The following is a 17,986-nucleotide window of genomic DNA, read 5'->3' as shown; positions in this document are numbered from 1 at the left end:
TCATAGGACTGCCCTTTTCTCCAGAACAGCTATGGAATCCTTGCCAACAAGCCGTGCTTCCTGCCTTATGAGAACTTCTTTGTCCAGAATTGCGTTTTTTACAATGGCTCCTTCCTCAATAACGGTATCCTGCATAATGATGGAATTTTCCACTATGGCACCGGCTTTCACATACACGCCCCTGAACAATATGGAATTTTCCACATTTCCATTGACAATGCATCCATCTGAAACTATGGAATTTTTCACAACTGCTGCTCCACCGATTTTCGGTGGTGGCAGGTCTTTCAGTTTTGTGTAAATCTTGCCATGTCTGTAGAACAGTTCCTCACGCACTTCCTTTTTCAAACCATCCATGTTTATGCGGAAATATTCGGCTATTCCTTTTTTCACATTTCTCCAGTAACCATTGAAGAGATACCCATAGACTTTCAGCCTGTCCAGTTGAGATATGACAATACTCAGAAGGTCTGTTTCACCTCTGGTCGCATAGTTGTAAAGAAGCTCCATCAGAAGGTATTTGTTCATGAAATAGATTCCAAGAAAACCAATGTTTGTCCTGGGGTTGCTGGGTTTTTCCTCGATATTCACAATTCTGTTTGAAGACATTTCAACTATTCCATACTGCGATAAGTTGTAAGTCTCATCGAGCTCTTTGACCAGTAAGGTTATATCTGCACCGGTTGAGATATGAAATTCAAAGACCTTTGAAAAATCTATTTTGTATATGTGATCACCGGAGCCAATCAAAACATAATCTTCTTCGCCTCTTCTGAGCAGTGTCATATTCTGAAAGATGGCATCGGCAGTCCCTTTGTACCAGTAATATCCCTCTTGACTGACATAAGGTTGCAGCAGGAACAATCCCCCGTTTTTCCTGTCCAGATCCCATTCTTTACCAGAACCGAGGTGATCCATAAGACTTCTTGGATTGTACTGAGTCAAAACTCCTACCTTTCTGATTCCCGCATTGACCATATTGCTCAGTGTAAAATCAATGGCACGGTATTTACCAAAAACAGGTAAGGCTGCACTTGCCCGTTTTGAAACAAGTGGACCGAGTGCTTCACTCTGCCCTCCGGCGAGAATCAAACCGAGAATTCTCAAACAAGACCCCTCCGTTTTAATTTTATCATCTGAGTATAGAAAAACGCACATTGGTATACAATCTTAAAGGAGGTTTTTTTGTGTGGTACCCCGGACACATGGCGAAAGCTTCAAGAATCATTGAACGTATAAAGAAAGATGTTGATCTGGTTGTAGAACTGCTGGATGCAAGAGCTCCAGCTGCAACTCGTTCTTACAGCCGAAATCCAATAAGAGCAAAGAAGAACGTGATAGTCCTGACAAAATCCGATCTGGCTTTAGAAAGAGGAGTGATCCAGTGGAAAGAGTTTTTCGAGGAATCAAATGAACATGTCTTTATTTTCAACAAAGGTTGCTCAAGAGATGCTGTCGTCGAATTTATAACAGCACATGTTCAAAAAAACGGCTTTGTCATAATTGTGGGAGTGCCGAATGTCGGTAAATCGACTTTTATAAACAAATTGAAAGGAAGTCGATCTGCTCAGGTTGGAGCAGTTCCAGGCATAACAAAAGGTTTACAGTGGTTTTCTGTTAAGGACAAATTCAGGGTACTCGACACACCGGGTTTGCTCTTACCGGATCTGTGGAGCACAGATCTGGCTGCCAAGCTTTTACTGGTTGGAAGTCTATCTGTAGATATGGTACCGCCAAAGGTTCTGCAGAGAGCCTTTGAAATATATTCCGTGGCTGCAAATATACAAAATACAGATCTGGAGAGCTATCTTGGTGAATACGCACTGGAAAAAAAGATGATCATCAAAGGAGGACAGCCGGATAAAAAAAGAGCTATGGTGAATTTGTTCAATTCAATTGCTCAGGGAAAGCTTGGAAAATTCTGTTTTGAATACCCACAGGAGGCGGATGAAGATCAAGGCGATCGTTTATCTACCACTTGATCCAAATAAGGCTAAAAGATTAAATCTTCCGGTAAAACTTCCCGTACTGGTCGAGGATTTCCCGAAAATAGTCGATGAAAACCAGATACCAATTGACATTGTCATTCGCGGTCTTGAAGCCCAGTACAAGTTGTCAAAAGACCCATACTATGGGTCATACCTTGTGTACTTCTATTACGAGAAAGTGAAAGCTGCGCTCAACGATGAAGATTTGAAATCTGCTGAAGACTGGTTGGAGAAGGCTGGAAATTTTGACAAGGACTACAGATATGATTTTTTCAAAGGGTTAATTGCATCGAAATTGAAAAATTACGAACTGGCAGAGATCTTTCTTAAGTCCAGCGTATCAAAAAACGAAAATTTCGCACTGGGACATTATGAACTTGGGAATATTCTCAGAACAAAAAAGGAACTAGAAGATGCTATTTTAGAATATCAAAAAGCCTTTGAACTGGATAAGAATTTTTTGCTTCCACTTTTGAGAATTGGAGATTGTTACATGGAACTGGGTGATGTGAGACAGGCCTGTGACTTTTACCAGACTTTAATCCAGATCGATCCTGAGTTCTCTCAGGCTTACTCAAGACTCGGTGTGGCTTGTAACATACTCCAAAGATATGAATACGCCGAGAAAGTCCTGAAAAAAGCTTTGGAGCTCGATAAAAACGACTTTGCCAGCGCATACAACCTGTCGCACTCACTTTCCAGGCTGGGTAAGCATTTTGAAGCCATGAACATACTCAAACAACTGACTGAAAGCCAGCCGGAAAATATTTCACTTTTAAACGAATATGCGCTCACACTGAGACGTCTTGGTTTTTATGAGCAGGCAAAGCAGATTATAGACAGAGCAAGGCAGATCAGTGATGATCAGATGATCTTGTACAATCAAGTACTTTTGACTTTTTTCGTTGACAAAAAAGAAGCCTATTCTCTGCTCAACGATCTGTCAAAAGACTACAGAGAAAAGATGGACGAACTGATCTTCTTTATGAATGAATGGGATGGTTCTATTGCCATCCCTGATTGTATGAATCAGAAAGTAAAAACAGTAAAATCATGCATGAACGGATTAAAACTGGATGTACAAAAGCTGGCTCATACAGTTGAAGATTCAGATAGAACCCAGATGCTAAAAGAAGGGTTCTTCCCATCACAGGATACCGATACAGATACTGTAAAATGGCTTGACACGATTTTAGCAGTTATTCTGGCAAGCTCAAGCGATCCGTTTGAAATGGAAAAAAATGCCACAAAAGCGGCGGTCGCAATTTATGGAAGTGGTGTGATGCTCGCTGTCGCAATCGGATTGACAAGACTTTTGTTCCACGTGAAATTGAACAACGGATTTGACCTTTCCAATTTCGTAAACGATGTTGTGCCTGATCTTCAAGAATATCACTGGCATTTTGCAAAAAAAGTCTCCAAACTCGAAGATGAAAGTTTTTCTTTTGAAGACTTGAACTTTGAAGTACAAAGAGGGAGTGATTTCTTCATTGAACTTTTAAAGGCTCTATCCATAGAAATCAACGAGCCCATGAAAAACAAACTCTTTGAAGATATATATTCAACTTTTAGAGCACAGTGGAGGTGATCTGATGAATTACGACAGACAGCAACTACTCGGTGAAGTCGTTCAGCCATCACAAACCAAAATCGTTCTTCTGGTAATGGATGGAATTGGAGATCTACCAAAAGATGGCAAAACACCATTACAAGTGGCAAAAACTCCAAATCTGGACAGACTGGCAATGGAATCTGACCTTGGTCAGACGATACCCGTTTTGCCCGGTATCACACCCGGCAGCGGTCCAGGACATCTGGCACTGTTTGGATATGACCCTGTGAAGTATCAGATAGGCAGAGGTATCTTAGAAGCACTCGGTTCGAATGTACCCGTAGATGAAAAAGACGTAGTCGCAAGAGCCAACTTTGCGACCGTCAAAGATGGCATCGTGGTTGACAGAAGAGCCGGTAGACCTTCCACAGATGAGAGTTCAAAGGTGGTGGAAAAGCTCTCCAGGTTAATCAAGGATATAAAAGATGTGAAGATAACCTTTTATCCGGGGAAAGAACACCGCTTTGTGGTAAAACTGACAGGCGAAGGACTCGATGACAGATTGACTGATGCCGATCCACAGAAAGAAGGCAAGCCGATCGTTTTCACCCAGCCGTTATCTGATCAGGCAAAAAAGACTTCAGAAGTGGTTAACGAACTCATGAAGCAGATCGGTAAGGTCCTATCTGATGAACCAAAGATGAACTTTGCCCTGATCAGGGGTTTTTCAAAATATCCAAAACTTCCTCAATTCCCACAGGTATACAAATTGAAGGCATGCGCAATAGCAACCTATCCAATGTACAAAGGTATAGCCAGACTCATCGGTATGGATGTGATTGATACCGGTAGTACAATCGAGGATGAAATAAACACGCTCAAAGGAGTCTGGGACAGATATGACTTTTTCTACTTTCACGTCAAGAAAACCGATTCTTATGGAGAAGATGGAGATTTTGACGCAAAGGTTCATGTTATCGAAGATGTCGACAGGTTGATCCCGCAAATACTCGCGTTCAAACCAGATGTTCTGGTGGTAACGGGTGATCACTCGACACCTGCAATTTTGAAATCTCATAGCTGGCATCCTGTGCCTTTCATGATCTGGTCAGCATATACCAGAAGAGGTCTGAGTAAATCCTTTGACGAATTTGAATGTGCAAAAGGTAGTTTGGGAACCATGTACGCCGTGGATGCGATGTCTTTGATGCTTGCACACGCTTTGAGACTTGAAAAATTTGGTGCATGAGTTATTTCTGGCTGATCTCGTTTTTGGGAATATCGACTGGGGTTTTGCTTTCCCCGGTCTTTTTAATTATGCCATTTATCAGCGTGCTTTTCTTTTTCAAAGGAACTGCCATTAAGGTCTACGCAATCTGTATCATCTTGGGATTTTTAATTGCCCTACCCAGCATTGGACCAGAACAGGCAGAGATCGTTGGGTTTGTCAGTGTGAAAAATCCCAATCACGTCATAGTGACCAATGCGAAAATTTTTATGAACAATAAATGGAAAAACCTGAACCACCAGATAAAGGTCAAAACAAAAGATCTCAAAGCCGGTGAACAGATATACGCCTTTGGTAAGATATACAGTTCTTTTTCATATCCACATTATACTTTTGAGCCTATCTTCTGTGCAGGTCTTACCCAATCTGCAAGGGGATTTTCACGGCTACTTGTGATCTTACAGAAATTGAAAGAGCAGAACAAAGAGTTTATCCAGAATACCTTAGGTGACCTTGGAAGGATCATGAATGGACTGTTGTTCAGCGAAGGTGAGTTTGACGCAAATGAATCTCTGCAACTGAGGCAGAGCGGTTTAGCTCATTTGTTTGCCGTTTCCGGGCTTCACGTTGGAATTATCTATGCTCTTTCAGATATTATAGTGAGTTTTTTCACTTATAGATTTTTCTTCAGAAGATCGATCAGTTGTTTGATCGCATTACTATTTGCACTCAGTACAGGTCCAACTGCATCGGCTTTTAGAGCAGCGATGATGCTGCTGGTATGGAATTTTTTCAAGATCGCCGATTATCCTGTGGAGTCTCTCAACGTTCTTGGACTGGTCGGTACGGTGAATCTTTTGATCGAACCTTACTCGATCTTATCTTCATCGTTTTTGATGAGTTATTCTGCGACTGGTGCAATATTACTTGTCCAGGAAAAGATTAAAAAATACGGCTTTGTGATGAAAAATCTTGCTGTATCAACCGCTGCGTTTATCGGCGTTGCGCCTTTTTTGAGCATCTTTTCATCCCTGAATCCTTTGACTGTTTTTATCAGTTTTCCGGCAACATTTTTAGTTACACCGGCTATCTGGATTGGTTTTCTTTCAAGTATTATGAAAACAATCAGCCTGCAAAAACTGGCTCAGACATTATTGCTGGGCGCAACGCCTTTTATATATCTTCTTCGAAAATTGGTCGAGTTTTCCTCGATTTTTCCAAACCTATCACTTGGACTAACTGGCTATGTCCTGTTCTGTGCACTGGCGCTTTTTCTATTCTGGCATTTTGGGCACAAACCGTAGAACTTTATATCGTAATCATTTATCAGATAGCCTGTTTTTGCCTCAACGCTCTTGACCAGATCTTTCACCGTTTTTTCGTCTATTTCTATGATCTCTCCACATGTTCTGCAAATTACATGCTGATGGAGTGTTTCTGAATCAAAAGTTGCCAATTCATACCTGTAAACGCCTTCACCAAACTCCAATCTTCTGAGAAAACCGAGTTTTGAAAGCAATTCCACGGTTCTGTAAACTGTTGCTTTGCTGATTCTGTACCTTTTTTCAATCAATCTTCTGTACACGTCTTCAGCTCCAAGGTGTTTTTCTCCCGACTCAGCAAAGACCTTCAGAACAATCTCTCTCTGGGCGGTCATTCTATACTTTTTTGATCTGAGCTCTTTTCTCAAAGATTCGTAGATCACGTCCATCCTCCTCTCACAGGTTCATTACCGGTTTTATATCTATCTTCCAGCCAGTCAACTTTGCGGCGAGTCTGGCATTCTGACCACCTTTACCTATTGCGAGTGAAAGCTGGGTCGGCGGCACCAGAACACGGGCGGCTTTTTTCTCAAAGTCCAGTATTTCAACGTTTGTGGCAGAAGCAGGTGCAAGTGCGTTGGCAATCAACTGTCTTGGATCTTCAGACCATTTGAAGATATCGACTTTTTCTCCTTTCAATTCTTTGAGTATTGCAGCTATGCGACTTCCTCCTTCACCAATACATGCGCCGACCGGATCAACCTGAGGGTTAGTAGAAACAACCGCTATCTTGGTTCTAACCCCAGGTTCTCTTGCGATTGCCTTAATCTGTACTATACCATTTTCAACCTCTGGAACCTCAAGTTTTAACAAACCTGCAACAAATTCCGGTGCTGCCCTGCTCACGATGATTTTTGGTCCCTTTTTGTCCTTCTGAACATCTTTAACGTAAACTTTTATCAAATCACCAGGTTTTATATGCTCATTGTCTATCCATTCTTTTTTTGGTAATCTGGTTTCTATTTTTCCAATTCTCACATCTGCCCAGTCAGGAGTGACCCTTATAACCTCTGCTGTGATGACACTACCGGCGAGATTGGAGTAATGCTCGTACTGTCTTTCCTTTTCAAGCTCCCTTATTCTCTGTATCAGCACCTGCTTGGCGGTTTGTGCCGCTATCCTGCCAAAGTTCTTCGCGACCATCTTTTTGTAGACCTTTTTACCGATTTCAGCCAGTGGATCGATCTTTCTGGCTTCCTCAAGACTCATCTGTGTCAACTGATCCTGAACATTTTCCACCACATCAAAGACCTGAAAAAGCTGTACATCACCGGTCATACGGTCTATTTTCACATCGACATTCTTTGCCGTGCCGAAATTCTTTTTATAGGCGCTCACAAGTGCTCTCTCAAGGATTTGTATTATCTCCTCTTTCGATATACCCTTTTCTTGTTCGATTTCATCAAGCGCGTCCAAAAGCGCAAGGTTCATGTGAATCCACCTCCTTAAAATTCAACCTCGAGTTTACTTTTGCTAACCTGTTCTGGTGAAAAATCCACCGTTCCTGATTCTGTTTTTATGACGACCTTGGTCTCATCTGCATACTCTATATGTCCCATTACGAACCTTCCATCTTTAAGCCAGAACTTGGCAAGTCTTTTAACAAATCTCTTATAGTCCTGAACACCTCTCATTGGTCTGTCAAGTCCCGGAGAAGATACCTCAAGAACATAGCTGAACCCGATGAGATCGTTCAGATCAAGGTATCGACCAAGTTCATCGGAGACCTTCTCACACTGCCTGATACTCACATATCCACTTGGATCATCGATCACAACTCTCAAAACCCAGTTGCCATGCTGGCGTTTAAAAGAAAGATCGAATAAATCGAGTCCCAAATTTTTGAGTATGTCAACGACAACAGGTCTGAGTTTTTCAATGACCTCTTGCATACAGATCACCTCTACTGAAAAACCGGGACATCTGTCCCGGTACTTTGGCGGAGAGGGTGGGATTTGAACCCACGGGTGGGTTTTGCCCACCACACGCTCTCCAGGCGTGCGCCTTAGACCGCTCGGCCACCTCTCCTGAATCTAAATACCTGCAAAATATTTATACCATAAATGAGAAGAATTCGCAAGTATCATTCCAAAATCTCATCGCCGTATTTGCAGTAATTTTCAACTGCACAGCGCTCACATAATGGCTTGTTCTTGGTGCAGATATCTTTTGCATGTTTCACGATCAGAGCGTGATATTCCTGATAGATCTTGACATCCGATGGAATCAGATGAAAGAGTTTTTGAATGCTGTCATAGTCGTCTTTTTCAGAGACAACTCCCAATCTGTGAAAGATGCGCTTTGTGTAATTGTCCACAACGAAAACTGGTATGTTGAAAGCGTACAACAATATCGAATCAGCAGTCTCTTTCCCTATGCCTTTTACAGATAAGAGTTTCTCTCTTGAGATATTTTTCAAAAGCCTTTCAAACTCAAAATCGTATTCTTTCAAAAGATTCATCAGGTTTTTCAACCTTTGAGCCTTTATGTTGTAAAAACCGGCAGGTTTTATTAATACTGTGAGTTCTTGATCCGAAAGTGCATACAATTTTTCAGGATCCAGTAATCCGTTGTGTTTCAGGTTCAATATCGCCTTTTCTACATTTTTCCAGGAAGTATTCTGCGTCAAAACAGCTCCAACGACTACCTCAAACCAGCTTTCTGCGGGCCACCAGCCCTGCGGTCCATAACTCTCATAAAAAATTTTGTAGATCTTCAACAAAAAACTCTGTACGTCCACTCACAGATGCCTCCTGTGAAAAAATGATATCAAAATTCGTTTTTCGAACGAATCTGATAGGATATATCATGGAGGTGTTTTTATGAGAACAAACAAAGACAGACTGGTCATGATTTCTGTGCAGGGCACAATTGTCAAACCGGAACACTCTGGAAGGCATTCTGTTTCACACGACGGAAAACCTTTCATGCTACCCGGAACTGGGGGAATAACTTACAACGTGAAAGTTGGAGACTGTGCCTTTGGCTGGGAAGTGGATCATGTTGAGCCGGGAGTTTCTACAATCCTTGACCAGGAAAAAAGAGATTCAGGACCAAACAGAGGTTACAATTTCTACGCGTGTATTGGAAACGAAGCGAAAGTCGTCACCGGAGATGCAAAGGGTGCAAAGGGTGTTGTCACAGGTCATCACGGTGGGGCTGAGCATGTCTTGATCGATTTTCCAGACGAAGTACTCGAAAAACTCACACTGGACGACAAGATATTGATCAAAGGTTTTGGACAGGGTTTGAAGCTCCTTGACTATCCAGATGTCTTTGTGTACAACATCGATCCGAACCTACTTGAAAAAATGGGAATAGTCGAAAAAGACAATCAACTTCATGTACCTGTTGTTGCAGTTGTCCCATCTTTTTTGATGGGATCTGGTATAGGATCCACCAGTATGGGCACAGGAGATTACGATATAATGACCGCTGACGAGAAAACTCTCAAAGAATACGGGTTGGACAAATTGAGATTCGGAGATATAGTTTACATACAGGATCATGACAACGCATTTGGAAGATGTTATAGAAAAGGAGCAGCCACAATAGGCGTGGTGATACACAGTGATTGCAAATACGCCGGACACGGTCCAGGAGTAACAACTGTGATGACCTGCGCCCAGCCAAGATTAAAACCGCTTATAAATCCGGACGCAAATATAGCAAAGATCCTCAAAATAGGTCGATTCCGTGATTGAACGCAGCCTTCTGGCTGCGTTTAAAATCTGTAGCTTATCTTCAAAGAAATCGGTATGCTCAGAGATCTGAGAGAAACATCTCTGGTAGGGATATTCAGATCATGAAACCTGACACCAGCTCCGATCCCCACTGAAAACTGATCGCTCAGCTCCCATAGAAAATCAGCTTTTGCGGTGTATATCAAACCTTGAAAATTGCTCGTTCCTGGCATGCCAAAGCCCGACAGGCTACCCGTAGGACCGGCAAGGACGAACAGAAAGCCACCACTTATCTGACAGACAACATCGAGAAAATCAAAAGTAAAACTCAAGGGCAATCCAGCGCAGATCAAATTCGAGTTAACAGAACCAAGGTCTGTTGCAACACTCATGCTTAAAAACCCAAAACTCACACCCATTCTCAAACCTCTCAAAAGTCCATACTCAAACCCGATCTGTGCTCCATAGTCTGTTAAAGCCTTCAGAGATCTTCTACCATTGGCATAAAGTTCACCGTATGTGGAAAAGCCGAAAGATGAATCAAACCAAAAATAAACTTCTCCAATCATGAGCGTTGAAAAAAGTAAAAGCAAAAAGATCAACATCATTTTTTTCACTTTTACGACACCCCCTTAAGTATAAATATTACCATGATTTAATACTCAAAAACGATTTTTCAAAAAGCAGTTTTCGTCGCAACCCTGTATAATTATACTGTATTGGGAGGTGATCAGGTTGCGCAAGTTTTTGGTGGTTGTCATGATTGGTTTGATCAGTTTTTCCCTGTTGTTCGCTGAAGCAGTGACTTTGAAAGTCATTCAGGTTTTCACAAGCCCCCTGAGAACCAAGGTACTTGAAGAGATCATTTCGAAATTCGAAGCCCAGAACCCCGGTGTCAAGATCGAGTTGATCTCTCCACCTTATGAAACAGCTTACCAGAAGATCTATCTCATGGTGAGTGCTGAGGAACCACTTGATATCGTTGAAGTCGGAGACTGGTCTTTAAGCGCCCTTGCGAGCATGGGTAAATTGTTGTCTTTGGAACCGTACCTTGCAAAATCCCAAATCACAGACCATCTTGTTCCCGGTGTACTCGAAGCTGCAAGAACTTACAAAAACACCGCTTATCTTTTACCCAATGCCATTTATGTGAAAACCCTCTTCATCAGACCTGATATAACTTCCAGATACAACCTGCCAGACGCTCCAAAGACGATGGATAAACTCCTTGAATACTGCAAAAATATAACAAAACCAGAACAGAACCAGTACGGCTTTGATTTTCGCGGGAAAGGTTACCCAACTGCGTTTATAGACATTGTGATGACCTCTTTCTTTGATGACATTGACCCAAACTGCATGTATTTGACCAAAAGTGGAAAACTCATCTTTGAAGACAAACGCGCCCTCGATGGTATCAACTTCTATCTGGAACTCTTCAAGACTGCACCAAAAGATTCCATAAACTGGGGCTTTGATGAACAGGTGAATTCCTTTGTCTCCGGTATCACACCGTATCTGTTCCAGGATCCAGATACTGTCGGACTTCTGAACGAGCTTCTCGGTCAGGACAAGTACCGAACTGCTCCACTACCTGTCGGAAAAGGTGGGAAAGCCTATCCAACGATTGGTTTTGCAGGGTGGGGCATCACCAGTTATTCGAAGTACAAGGACATCGCATGGAAATTTTTGGAATTCTTCAACTCGCCAGAGATCAATGCCTTCTGGTGCAGAGATTATGGTGCTCTGCCAGTTGATATGAGAGTTTACGATATCGATCCATACTTCAAGAGCGATATATTCTATGGATGGAAAGCCATGTTCGATGATCCACAGCACTATCAGTTCACAAAATACCCGCTGGACAACGAAGCTTGGAGTGAATGGAATGAACTTCAGGAAACTTCAATGCAACAGGTCCTGCTTGGAAAAATGAAACCAGAAGATGCACTGAAAAAATGGGCTGATTTCTGGAAAAAGGCAGGTCTTGGTAAATAATCAACTACCCCCACCTGTAAAGGTGGGGGCTTGAGAGGTTGGAATATCTATGTGCCGTTAATGAGGTGAAGAAAACTGAGACTGTGGATTTTTTGGATGCTTTTACCAACATTCATTCTGGTTTTGTTCATAAACCTTTACCCCCTGGTATATGGGGGGGTAATTTCCTTTCAAAAGCTGACGGTCTTCAACCTTAACAGACCCAGATTCATCGGCTTTGACAATTACAGAGCGGTTTTGAGTGATCCAAATTTTTGGAATGTTCTTTTGAATACATTTATCTGGATCTTCTTTTCTGTCATCTTTCAGCTCATATTCGGACTCATTCTCGCCTTGCTTTTGGTGAAACCATTTAAAGGAAGAGGACTGTACATGGGAATTGTGTTTTATCCATGGGCTCTGTCAGGGTTTGCTATAGGCTTGCTCTGGTCTTGGATGTTGAATGGACAGTTCGGTGTGCTCAATGACTTTCTGATGAAAGTGCATCTGATCAGCAAACCCATAAGTTTTCTTTCAGATCCACGTTTTGCCATGTTTTCTGTGATAATGATAAATGTGTGGTACGGGATACCGTTTTTTGCAATAATGCTCCTTGCGGCTTTGCAGTCCATACCAAAGGAATTGTACGAAGCTGCAGAAATAGATGGTGTGAACACATGGAGCAAACTGACAAAGATAACCATACCCTACATCAAGCCGACAATAATGAATACCGTTCTTTTGAGAATAATCTGGGTCATGAATTTTCCAGATATAATCTACGGCACGACACGAGGAGGACCTGCGGGAGCGACAAATATCATGTCTGTGCAGATGATAAACATAGTCTATTATCAGAACAACTTCGGTAAAGCATCAGCCCTAGGGGTAATAATTACCATCATACTTCTTCTGTTCTCTATCTTTTATCTGAGAATTTCAGAAAAAGGAGAATTCGAGTTATGAAAAAACACCCAATCTTATCGGCACTCAGAGTTACTGGATTGATCTTATACCTTGTTGTAGCCGTCTTTCCCCTGATCTGGATCGTGCTGACTTCTATCAAACCAGCGACAGAGATTTACTCTTTTCCAATAAAATACCTACCAAGCCGTATCAGCTTTGAGGCTTACAGATATCTGTTCAGTTTTGCAAAATTTCACACTTATTTCAAAAACAGCATTCTGGTGGCTACCTTTTCTGCTCTGTTTTCAACCGTGTTTTCACTGATGAGTGGTTATGTGCTATCAAGGTTCAGATTCACAACCAGACATTTTCTACTGTTAACCCTTTTCTTTGTTCAGATGATACCAGCTTATCTTCTGATGATCCCGCAGTTCACGATGTTTTCAAGGCTGAAGCTGACCAATTCACTGCTCGGTGTGATTATCATATACACTGGACTTGGTGTAGCTTTCGGTACGATCATGATTCGTGCATTTTTTAAGTCCATGCCAAGAGAGATAGAAGAAGCCGCCTGGATCGATGGATGTACAAAACTCGGCGCTCTTTTCAGAGTCGTGCTGCCAGTTTTTCTGCCAAATGTAGGTGCGATATTCAGTTTCTGTTTTGTCAACAGTTGGAACGAAGTTTTCACGGCTGTTTTGTTTCTGCACAGCGATCACAAAATGACCGTACCGGTGGCACTTTATTCATTCGTTTCAAAAGCTGGTATTCAGTGGAATGTGATGGCTGCAGGTATTGTCATTGCCCTGTTACCAACAGTTCTTGTCTTCGCTGTGGCACAAAAATACATCGTTCAGGGTTTAACACAGGGAGCACTAAAAGGGTGATAAAATACCTTTAGGATTTCTTATTTGATCCGATTAGTATAAGAGAGAGAAGGAGGTGGTTTTGTGAGAGTAGAAGGCGTGGGATACACTTACAATCCATATACTTATTCAAAAACACAGAACACACAACAACCAGCACCACAAACTCTAAACAAAGATCAGATGATCCAGCTTCTCAACTTCATGACCTATCAGCAAAATGGTCTTGCCTTGAGAATGGTCAGGATAGCAACAGAAAACTATCTCAATGCTCAAATTAACCAGTTGGTTTAGGTGATTGGATGATCAAAATTGTAAAAAACGTTGAAGTTTTTTGCCCAAAACCTGTTGGAAAAAAGGACATTCTGATTGCCAGCGATAGGATAGTTGCCATAGAAAAAGATATAGTGCTGAACAGCCCGTATGTTCAGATAATTGACGGTTCAGGCAAGATCGCCGTGCCAGGTTTTATAGACTCTCATGTTCACATAATCGGCGGAGGAGGAGAGGGAGGGTTCAAAACCCGCACACCTGAACTTGTTTTTTCAGACCTTGTCAGGGGCGGTATAACAACTGTTGTTGGCTGTCTTGGCACAGATGGTGTGACAAGAAGTCTCAATGCCCTGTATGCAAAAGCAAAAACCTTAGACGAGGAAGGTGTGACGAGTTATATCTACAGTGGTTCATACAGGGTTCCACCGGTTACCTTCACGGGAAATCTTGTGAGCGATCTGATTCTGATCGACAAAGTCATCGGAGCTGGAGAAATAGCGATCAGCGATCATCGTTCGTCTCAACCCACTTTGGAAGAACTCAAAAGAATCGCAGCCGATGCGAGGGTTGGAGGGATTCTGTCCGGCAAAGCGGGTATCGTGAACCTTCATTTGGGTGATGGTGAAGGTATGCTGGATATGATCTATGAGATAGTGAATAAGACTGAAATTCCAATCAGTCAATTTCTACCAACCCATATAAACAGAAACAAAAAGCTCCTGGACGAAGGCTTAAATTATGCAAAAATGGGTGGTTTTGTTGATTTCACAACCAGTACCGGCGACCTTTTGGACCAAGATCTGCAGGCATGGAAAGCACTGAAGCAGTACATCGAAAACGGTTTTGAAGATCAGATCACCTTCAGTTCCGATGGTCAGGGAAGCCTGCCAAGATTCAACGAGAAAAAAGAGTTCATAGGTCTTGATATTGGAAAGGTAACTTCAGTTTATGAGCAGTTCAAAACCGCTGTGAAAAACGGCGTAGCACTTGAAAAGGCACTAAAGGCAGTTACTCAAAATCCAGCAAAGGTACTCAAACTTTTTGCCAAAGGAGTCCTTGCTCAGGGAAATGATGCAGATATAATTCTATTCGATCAGGATCTGACAATAACCGATGTCATAGCAAAAGGTAAAGTGCTGATGACAAATTGCAAAGTAATTGTCAGGGGAACCTTCGAAACTGTCCAAGGAGGATAATAGATGCTGTATTTTCTGGCAATACTCGGTGTGATATTTTTGATCTATCTTTTCTTCAAGCTTTTTCCACTGTTCAGTGGTTTTATCGGTCTGATTCTGGCTGGCGCGATACTTGCTCTGGTTTTCATAGGCTTGATTGTCGTTGCTATACCAGTGCTAATAGTAGTTCTAATAATACTGGCAATTATATGGATTGTCAAAGCCGTGAGTAGAAAAAGCTGACTTTTTCAGGTTAAATTGCAAGCGATTTTGATCAATTCGTATTTTCTTGAACCAAGTCCTATTTCCTGTGCATAACTGAGTTGAGTTTCCCATGTGACTTTCGGGTGAACTTCAAGAAATGGATCTTTTCCCTGAGCTTCTTTGACAAGATCAATGCATGCCTGATCAAGTGCAACTGGATCTGCGCTGGCAAGTATGCCGATATTTGGAGCTACAGGTGGTCTGTTTGTATGCCAGCAATCGCAATCCGGTGAGATATCGGTCAGAAAAGATATGAAAACAGCCTTTTTATCTTTCAAAACTGCAAGGGTGTATTCTGCCATCTTTTTGCTCAAAAGCTCGGAGGAGTTATCCCATTTTGGTGACATTGCACCGTAGTTGCACATTGCAATACACTGACCGCAGCCTATGCATTTTGCATAATCAATAACTGCGAATTTATTCACCGTGATGGCACCGACAGGACAGTTTCTTTCACACATTCTACAGGCAATGCAATTTTCTACTACAACGTATGGTTTTGATTCAGAATGCTGTTCAAGCTTTCCAGCTCTTGAAGCACTACCCATTCCAACATTTTTCAGCGTGCCACCAAAACCCGTTTGTTCGTGACCTTTGAAATGGGTCATAACAACAAGGACATCTGCCAGCGCTATTGCCGAACCGATTTTTGCTTCTTTGACATAAGTCCCGTTTATCTTTATCTTCACTTCATCTGAGCCTCTCAGACCGTCTGCGATAACAACGGGAGCTCCTACAACCTCATAGGTGAACCCATTGAGATATGCATTCAAAAGATGATCTACAGCATTGGATCTATGTCCTCTGTACAGTGTATTTGAGTCTGTCAAAAACGGTTTCCCACCGTGTTTTTTTATCTGATCCACGACAACTCTGATATACTGTGGTCTTATAAAAGCGAGATTCCCATATTCGCCAAAATGGAGCTTAACAGCAACAAAATTGTTCTGATTGATGATCTTATCCAAGCCAACTTTATCCAAAAGAATCTCGAGCTTTTTGAGCAGGTTTATACTCCCATTTGTCGATAGATCTGTGAAATAAACAACAGACACATTTACACCTCCTGGTTATTCTGTCTGGTATGATATCACACAAACAAATGGTTTGCAACACGCACTATTTATACAGAAAGAAATTCACAGAACGCTTTAGAAAGTCTTCAGCCTCGCTCTGCCAGATAGATTCCAGATCCTTAGAAGTTGCACCATCTTCGATCGCTTTCCTGTAAAAATCGCTACCTATCAACAGATCAAAGTAATATCTTTCGGTATTGTCGTGAAAATAACTATCCCAGCGAAAAGCCTCAGGATGTATACGTTTCAACGTGGCAATCAAATCAATCGCAAGGTTTAATGGCTTGATTCTGCGTTTATCTGTTACGAAAAATTCCAAACCGTTGCACGTTTGGTTGTGCAGTTTGAAAGCCGCCGGCACGAAAACTCTCTCTCTGAATACGACACCTTCATGATCGAATTTTCTCATCTGTGTATATAATTTCTCAGAATCTATCCAGGGTGCACCTATGTATTTGAACGGATGAACAGTACCCCTTCCCACCGACAGATTCACACCTTCGAGCAAGCAAAAACCAGAATAGAGAATCGTGTGTTCCAGCGAAGGAAGATTCGGTGAAGGAGTATTCCATAAAAGATCTGTGTCGTCGTAAAAGAAAGATCTTTTGTAGTCTTTCATGGGTACAACAGTCAAATCGACTTTCATTCTGTATTCGTTGTTCAAATAAGTTGCAAGTTCACCAGCAGTTAAACCATATCTCAGGGCAAGACCATACCCACCAACAAAGCTTTCAAAACCTTTTTTGATTATCGGACCTTCGACTATCTCAGGGCAGATGGGGTCTGGTCTGTCCAGCACAATGAACTTGATACCACGTTTTGCACATTCTTCCATACAATAAGCCATTGTGTAAATGTACGTGTAAAATCTCAAACCCACATCCTGAATATCGTAAATCATCACATCGATGCCTTCAAGCATTTGCTCGGTCGGTCTGAGATTTTCAGAGTACAGCGAATACACCGGTATTCTGTACCTTGGTTCAATAAAATCTGTAACTTTCACACCATCCGGTGCGGCTCCAAAAACACCATGTTCGGGACCAAAGAGTTTCACAACCTTCAAGCCGTTATAGAGAAAAAGATCTATATTCCTTCTCAGTTCACAATTGATACCTGTTGAATTTGTGACAAGCCCTATGTTTGCCCCTTTGAATTGAGAAATGTACTCTTCTAAAAACACGTCTAATCCTGTTTTCATACCATTCACCTCGTTATTTTATTGCGCCTTGAGTCATTCCAGCTATGAAATATTGAGAAAATATGAGAAACAGAATGACAGTCGGCGCGATAGAAAGTGTCAATCCAGAAAACAACAGTTGCCACTGTGTTGAGTACTCACCAAAGAATATAGATACAGCAAGCGTTATGGTGGCTTTTGATCTGTCATTTATCAATATGAGTGGGAAGAAAAAGTCATTCCACACATTGACAAAGGTCACGATCGCGACTATCGACAGAGCCGGTTTTATAAAAGGAATGTTGATCGAACTGTACACGATTATCAACCCAAATGTTGATTATACAATATGAACTGATTCAAAATCAATTGATCAAAAAAACACTATTAATGAGCCAATTAAAATGATTGTACAACTAACCATAGAGAGATTCAGCGACATAATAACAGGCAAGTCTCACACGGAAAGATTTTGGGTATAATTATCATTAAGAAA

Annotated in this window: 20 protein-coding genes and 1 tRNA gene; 11 read left to right on the top strand and 10 right to left on the bottom strand. The window is 41.7% G+C overall.

Annotated features, from left to right (window positions below; genetic code table 11):
* A complete protein-coding gene (gene glgD / locus AC4E92_RS04080) occupies positions 1–1,107 on the bottom strand; it encodes a glucose-1-phosphate adenylyltransferase subunit GlgD (RefSeq protein ID WP_490239318.1) in 1,107 nt (368 codons plus the stop codon).
* A gap of 80 nt (positions 1,108–1,187) precedes the next feature.
* Between glgD and AC4E92_RS04075 the strand changes: the two genes are divergently transcribed.
* The 4 genes from AC4E92_RS04075 to AC4E92_RS04060 all read left to right on the top strand — a co-directional run bounded on the left by AC4E92_RS04075 (position 1,188) and on the right by AC4E92_RS04060 (position 6,072).
* Positions 1,188–1,982 (top strand): GTPase, encoded by a 795-nt coding sequence (locus AC4E92_RS04075; protein WP_490239317.1) that lies wholly within the window; start codon positions 1,188–1,190, stop codon positions 1,980–1,982.
* The gene (locus AC4E92_RS04070; RefSeq protein ID WP_490239316.1) at positions 1,948–3,576 is read left to right on the top strand and encodes a tetratricopeptide repeat protein; all 1,629 of its coding nucleotides are present in this window, start codon (positions 1,948–1,950) and stop codon (positions 3,574–3,576) included. The genes AC4E92_RS04075 and AC4E92_RS04070 overlap by 35 nt, the downstream gene beginning before the upstream one ends.
* A 4-nt stretch (positions 3,577–3,580) precedes the next feature.
* Complete coding sequence (locus AC4E92_RS04065) at positions 3,581–4,789, top strand: 2,3-bisphosphoglycerate-independent phosphoglycerate mutase (RefSeq protein ID WP_490239315.1); 1,209 nt, start codon at positions 3,581–3,583, stop codon at positions 4,787–4,789.
* 68 nt (positions 4,790–4,857) lie between these two features.
* Positions 4,858–6,072 (top strand): ComEC/Rec2 family competence protein, encoded by a 1,215-nt coding sequence (locus tag AC4E92_RS04060; RefSeq protein ID WP_490239314.1) that lies wholly within the window; start codon positions 4,858–4,860, stop codon positions 6,070–6,072.
* Here AC4E92_RS04060 and AC4E92_RS04055 read toward each other — a convergent pair.
* From AC4E92_RS04055 to AC4E92_RS04035, 5 genes are all read right to left on the bottom strand, one after another.
* On the bottom strand, positions 6,012–6,479 hold the full coding sequence (locus tag AC4E92_RS04055) for a Fur family transcriptional regulator (protein WP_490239313.1): 468 nt from the start codon (positions 6,477–6,479) through the stop codon (positions 6,012–6,014). The two genes, AC4E92_RS04060 and AC4E92_RS04055, sit on opposite strands and share 61 nt — an antisense overlap.
* A 7-nt stretch (positions 6,480–6,486) precedes the next feature.
* Positions 6,487–7,521 (bottom strand): transcription termination factor NusA, encoded by a 1,035-nt coding sequence (gene nusA / locus AC4E92_RS04050; protein ID WP_490239312.1) that lies wholly within the window; start codon positions 7,519–7,521, stop codon positions 6,487–6,489.
* A gap of 14 nt (positions 7,522–7,535) precedes the next feature.
* The gene (rimP, locus tag AC4E92_RS04045; RefSeq protein WP_490239311.1) at positions 7,536–7,982 is read right to left on the bottom strand and encodes a ribosome maturation factor RimP; all 447 of its coding nucleotides are present in this window, start codon (positions 7,980–7,982) and stop codon (positions 7,536–7,538) included.
* A 45-nt stretch (positions 7,983–8,027) separates the two neighbouring features.
* Positions 8,028–8,118 (bottom strand) — tRNA-Ser (locus AC4E92_RS04040).
* Positions 8,119–8,173: 55 nt separating this feature from the next.
* Positions 8,174–8,830 carry an endonuclease III domain-containing protein gene (locus AC4E92_RS04035; protein WP_490239310.1) on the bottom strand — a complete coding sequence of 219 codons (657 nt, stop codon included), beginning with the start codon at positions 8,828–8,830 and terminating at the stop codon, positions 8,174–8,176.
* A gap of 82 nt (positions 8,831–8,912) precedes the next feature.
* On the opposite strand from AC4E92_RS04035, the gene AC4E92_RS04030 reads away from it, so the two are divergent.
* Positions 8,913–9,794: a DUF4438 domain-containing protein gene (locus AC4E92_RS04030; protein WP_490239309.1), complete on the top strand. Its 882-nt coding sequence runs from the start codon at positions 8,913–8,915 to the stop codon at positions 9,792–9,794.
* 20 nt (positions 9,795–9,814) lie between these two features.
* On the opposite strand, the gene AC4E92_RS04025 is transcribed toward AC4E92_RS04030, so the two are convergent.
* Positions 9,815–10,390 (bottom strand): hypothetical protein, encoded by a 576-nt coding sequence (locus AC4E92_RS04025; RefSeq protein WP_490239308.1) that lies wholly within the window; start codon positions 10,388–10,390, stop codon positions 9,815–9,817.
* Between the two features lie 118 nt (positions 10,391–10,508).
* Between AC4E92_RS04025 and AC4E92_RS04020 the strand changes: the two genes are divergently transcribed.
* From AC4E92_RS04020 to AC4E92_RS03995, 6 genes are all read left to right on the top strand, one after another.
* A complete protein-coding gene (locus AC4E92_RS04020) occupies positions 10,509–11,771 on the top strand; it encodes an ABC transporter substrate-binding protein (protein WP_490239307.1) in 1,263 nt (420 codons plus the stop codon).
* Between the two features lie 96 nt (positions 11,772–11,867).
* Positions 11,868–12,716 carry a carbohydrate ABC transporter permease gene (locus AC4E92_RS04015; RefSeq protein WP_490239306.1) on the top strand — a complete coding sequence of 283 codons (849 nt, stop codon included), beginning with the start codon at positions 11,868–11,870 and terminating at the stop codon, positions 12,714–12,716.
* Positions 12,713–13,543 (top strand): carbohydrate ABC transporter permease, encoded by an 831-nt coding sequence (locus tag AC4E92_RS04010; RefSeq protein ID WP_490239305.1) that lies wholly within the window; start codon positions 12,713–12,715, stop codon positions 13,541–13,543. The genes AC4E92_RS04015 and AC4E92_RS04010 overlap by 4 nt, the downstream gene beginning before the upstream one ends.
* A 63-nt stretch (positions 13,544–13,606) precedes the next feature.
* Positions 13,607–13,816 (top strand): hypothetical protein, encoded by a 210-nt coding sequence (locus AC4E92_RS04005; protein WP_490239304.1) that lies wholly within the window; start codon positions 13,607–13,609, stop codon positions 13,814–13,816.
* A gap of 8 nt (positions 13,817–13,824) precedes the next feature.
* Entirely contained in the window at positions 13,825–14,991 is a 1,167-nt protein-coding gene (gene iadA, locus AC4E92_RS04000) for a beta-aspartyl-peptidase (protein WP_490239303.1), read from the top strand.
* Between the two features lie 3 nt (positions 14,992–14,994).
* Entirely contained in the window at positions 14,995–15,213 is a 219-nt protein-coding gene (locus tag AC4E92_RS03995) for a hypothetical protein (protein ID WP_490239302.1), read from the top strand.
* Between the two features lie 5 nt (positions 15,214–15,218).
* Here the strand turns inward: AC4E92_RS03995 and AC4E92_RS03990 are convergent, their stop codons facing one another.
* The 3 genes from AC4E92_RS03990 to AC4E92_RS03980 all read right to left on the bottom strand — a co-directional run bounded on the left by AC4E92_RS03990 (position 15,219) and on the right by AC4E92_RS03980 (position 17,809).
* The gene (locus tag AC4E92_RS03990; RefSeq protein WP_490239301.1) at positions 15,219–16,289 is read right to left on the bottom strand and encodes a DUF362 domain-containing protein; all 1,071 of its coding nucleotides are present in this window, start codon (positions 16,287–16,289) and stop codon (positions 15,219–15,221) included.
* Positions 16,290–16,353: 64 nt separating this feature from the next.
* Positions 16,354–17,511 carry an exo-beta-N-acetylmuramidase NamZ family protein gene (locus AC4E92_RS03985; protein WP_490239300.1) on the bottom strand — a complete coding sequence of 386 codons (1,158 nt, stop codon included), beginning with the start codon at positions 17,509–17,511 and terminating at the stop codon, positions 16,354–16,356.
* Between the two features lie 13 nt (positions 17,512–17,524).
* Positions 17,525–17,809: a hypothetical protein gene (locus tag AC4E92_RS03980; RefSeq protein WP_490239299.1), complete on the bottom strand. Its 285-nt coding sequence runs from the start codon at positions 17,807–17,809 to the stop codon at positions 17,525–17,527.
* Positions 17,810–17,986 lie beyond the last annotated feature (177 nt).

The organism is Pseudothermotoga sp., assembly GCF_031962025.1.
In the GTDB taxonomy this organism is placed as follows: Bacteria; Thermotogota; Thermotogae; order Thermotogales; family DSM-5069; genus Pseudothermotoga_B.
This window is presented reverse-complemented; position numbering and strand designations above follow the sequence as displayed.

What these genes read in the sequence shown, in the direction of transcription:
- AC4E92_RS04070 (WP_490239316.1), top strand. Translation starts at nt 1,948, where the DNA reads ATGAAGATCAAGGCGATCGTTTATCTACCACTTGATCCAAATAAGGCT.
- AC4E92_RS04065 (WP_490239315.1), top strand. Translation starts at nt 3,581, where the DNA reads ATGAATTACGACAGACAGCAACTACTCGGTGAAGTCGTTCAGCCATCA.
- AC4E92_RS04060 (WP_490239314.1), top strand. Translation starts at nt 4,858, where the DNA reads ATGCCATTTATCAGCGTGCTTTTCTTTTTCAAAGGAACTGCCATTAAG.
- AC4E92_RS04055 (WP_490239313.1), bottom strand. Translation starts at nt 6,479, where the DNA reads ATGGACGTGATCTACGAATCTTTGAGAAAAGAGCTCAGATCAAAAAAG.
- nusA (WP_490239312.1), bottom strand. Translation starts at nt 7,521, where the DNA reads ATGAACCTTGCGCTTTTGGACGCGCTTGATGAAATCGAACAAGAAAAG.
- rimP (WP_490239311.1), bottom strand. Translation starts at nt 7,982, where the DNA reads ATGCAAGAGGTCATTGAAAAACTCAGACCTGTTGTCGTTGACATACTC.
- AC4E92_RS04030 (WP_490239309.1), top strand. Translation starts at nt 8,913, where the DNA reads ATGAGAACAAACAAAGACAGACTGGTCATGATTTCTGTGCAGGGCACA.
- AC4E92_RS04015 (WP_490239306.1), top strand. Translation starts at nt 11,868, where the DNA reads ATGCTTTTACCAACATTCATTCTGGTTTTGTTCATAAACCTTTACCCC.
- AC4E92_RS04010 (WP_490239305.1), top strand. Translation starts at nt 12,713, where the DNA reads ATGAAAAAACACCCAATCTTATCGGCACTCAGAGTTACTGGATTGATC.
- iadA (WP_490239303.1), top strand. Translation starts at nt 13,825, where the DNA reads ATGATCAAAATTGTAAAAAACGTTGAAGTTTTTTGCCCAAAACCTGTT.
- AC4E92_RS03995 (WP_490239302.1), top strand. Translation starts at nt 14,995, where the DNA reads ATGCTGTATTTTCTGGCAATACTCGGTGTGATATTTTTGATCTATCTT.
- AC4E92_RS03985 (WP_490239300.1), bottom strand. Translation starts at nt 17,511, where the DNA reads ATGAAAACAGGATTAGACGTGTTTTTAGAAGAGTACATTTCTCAATTC.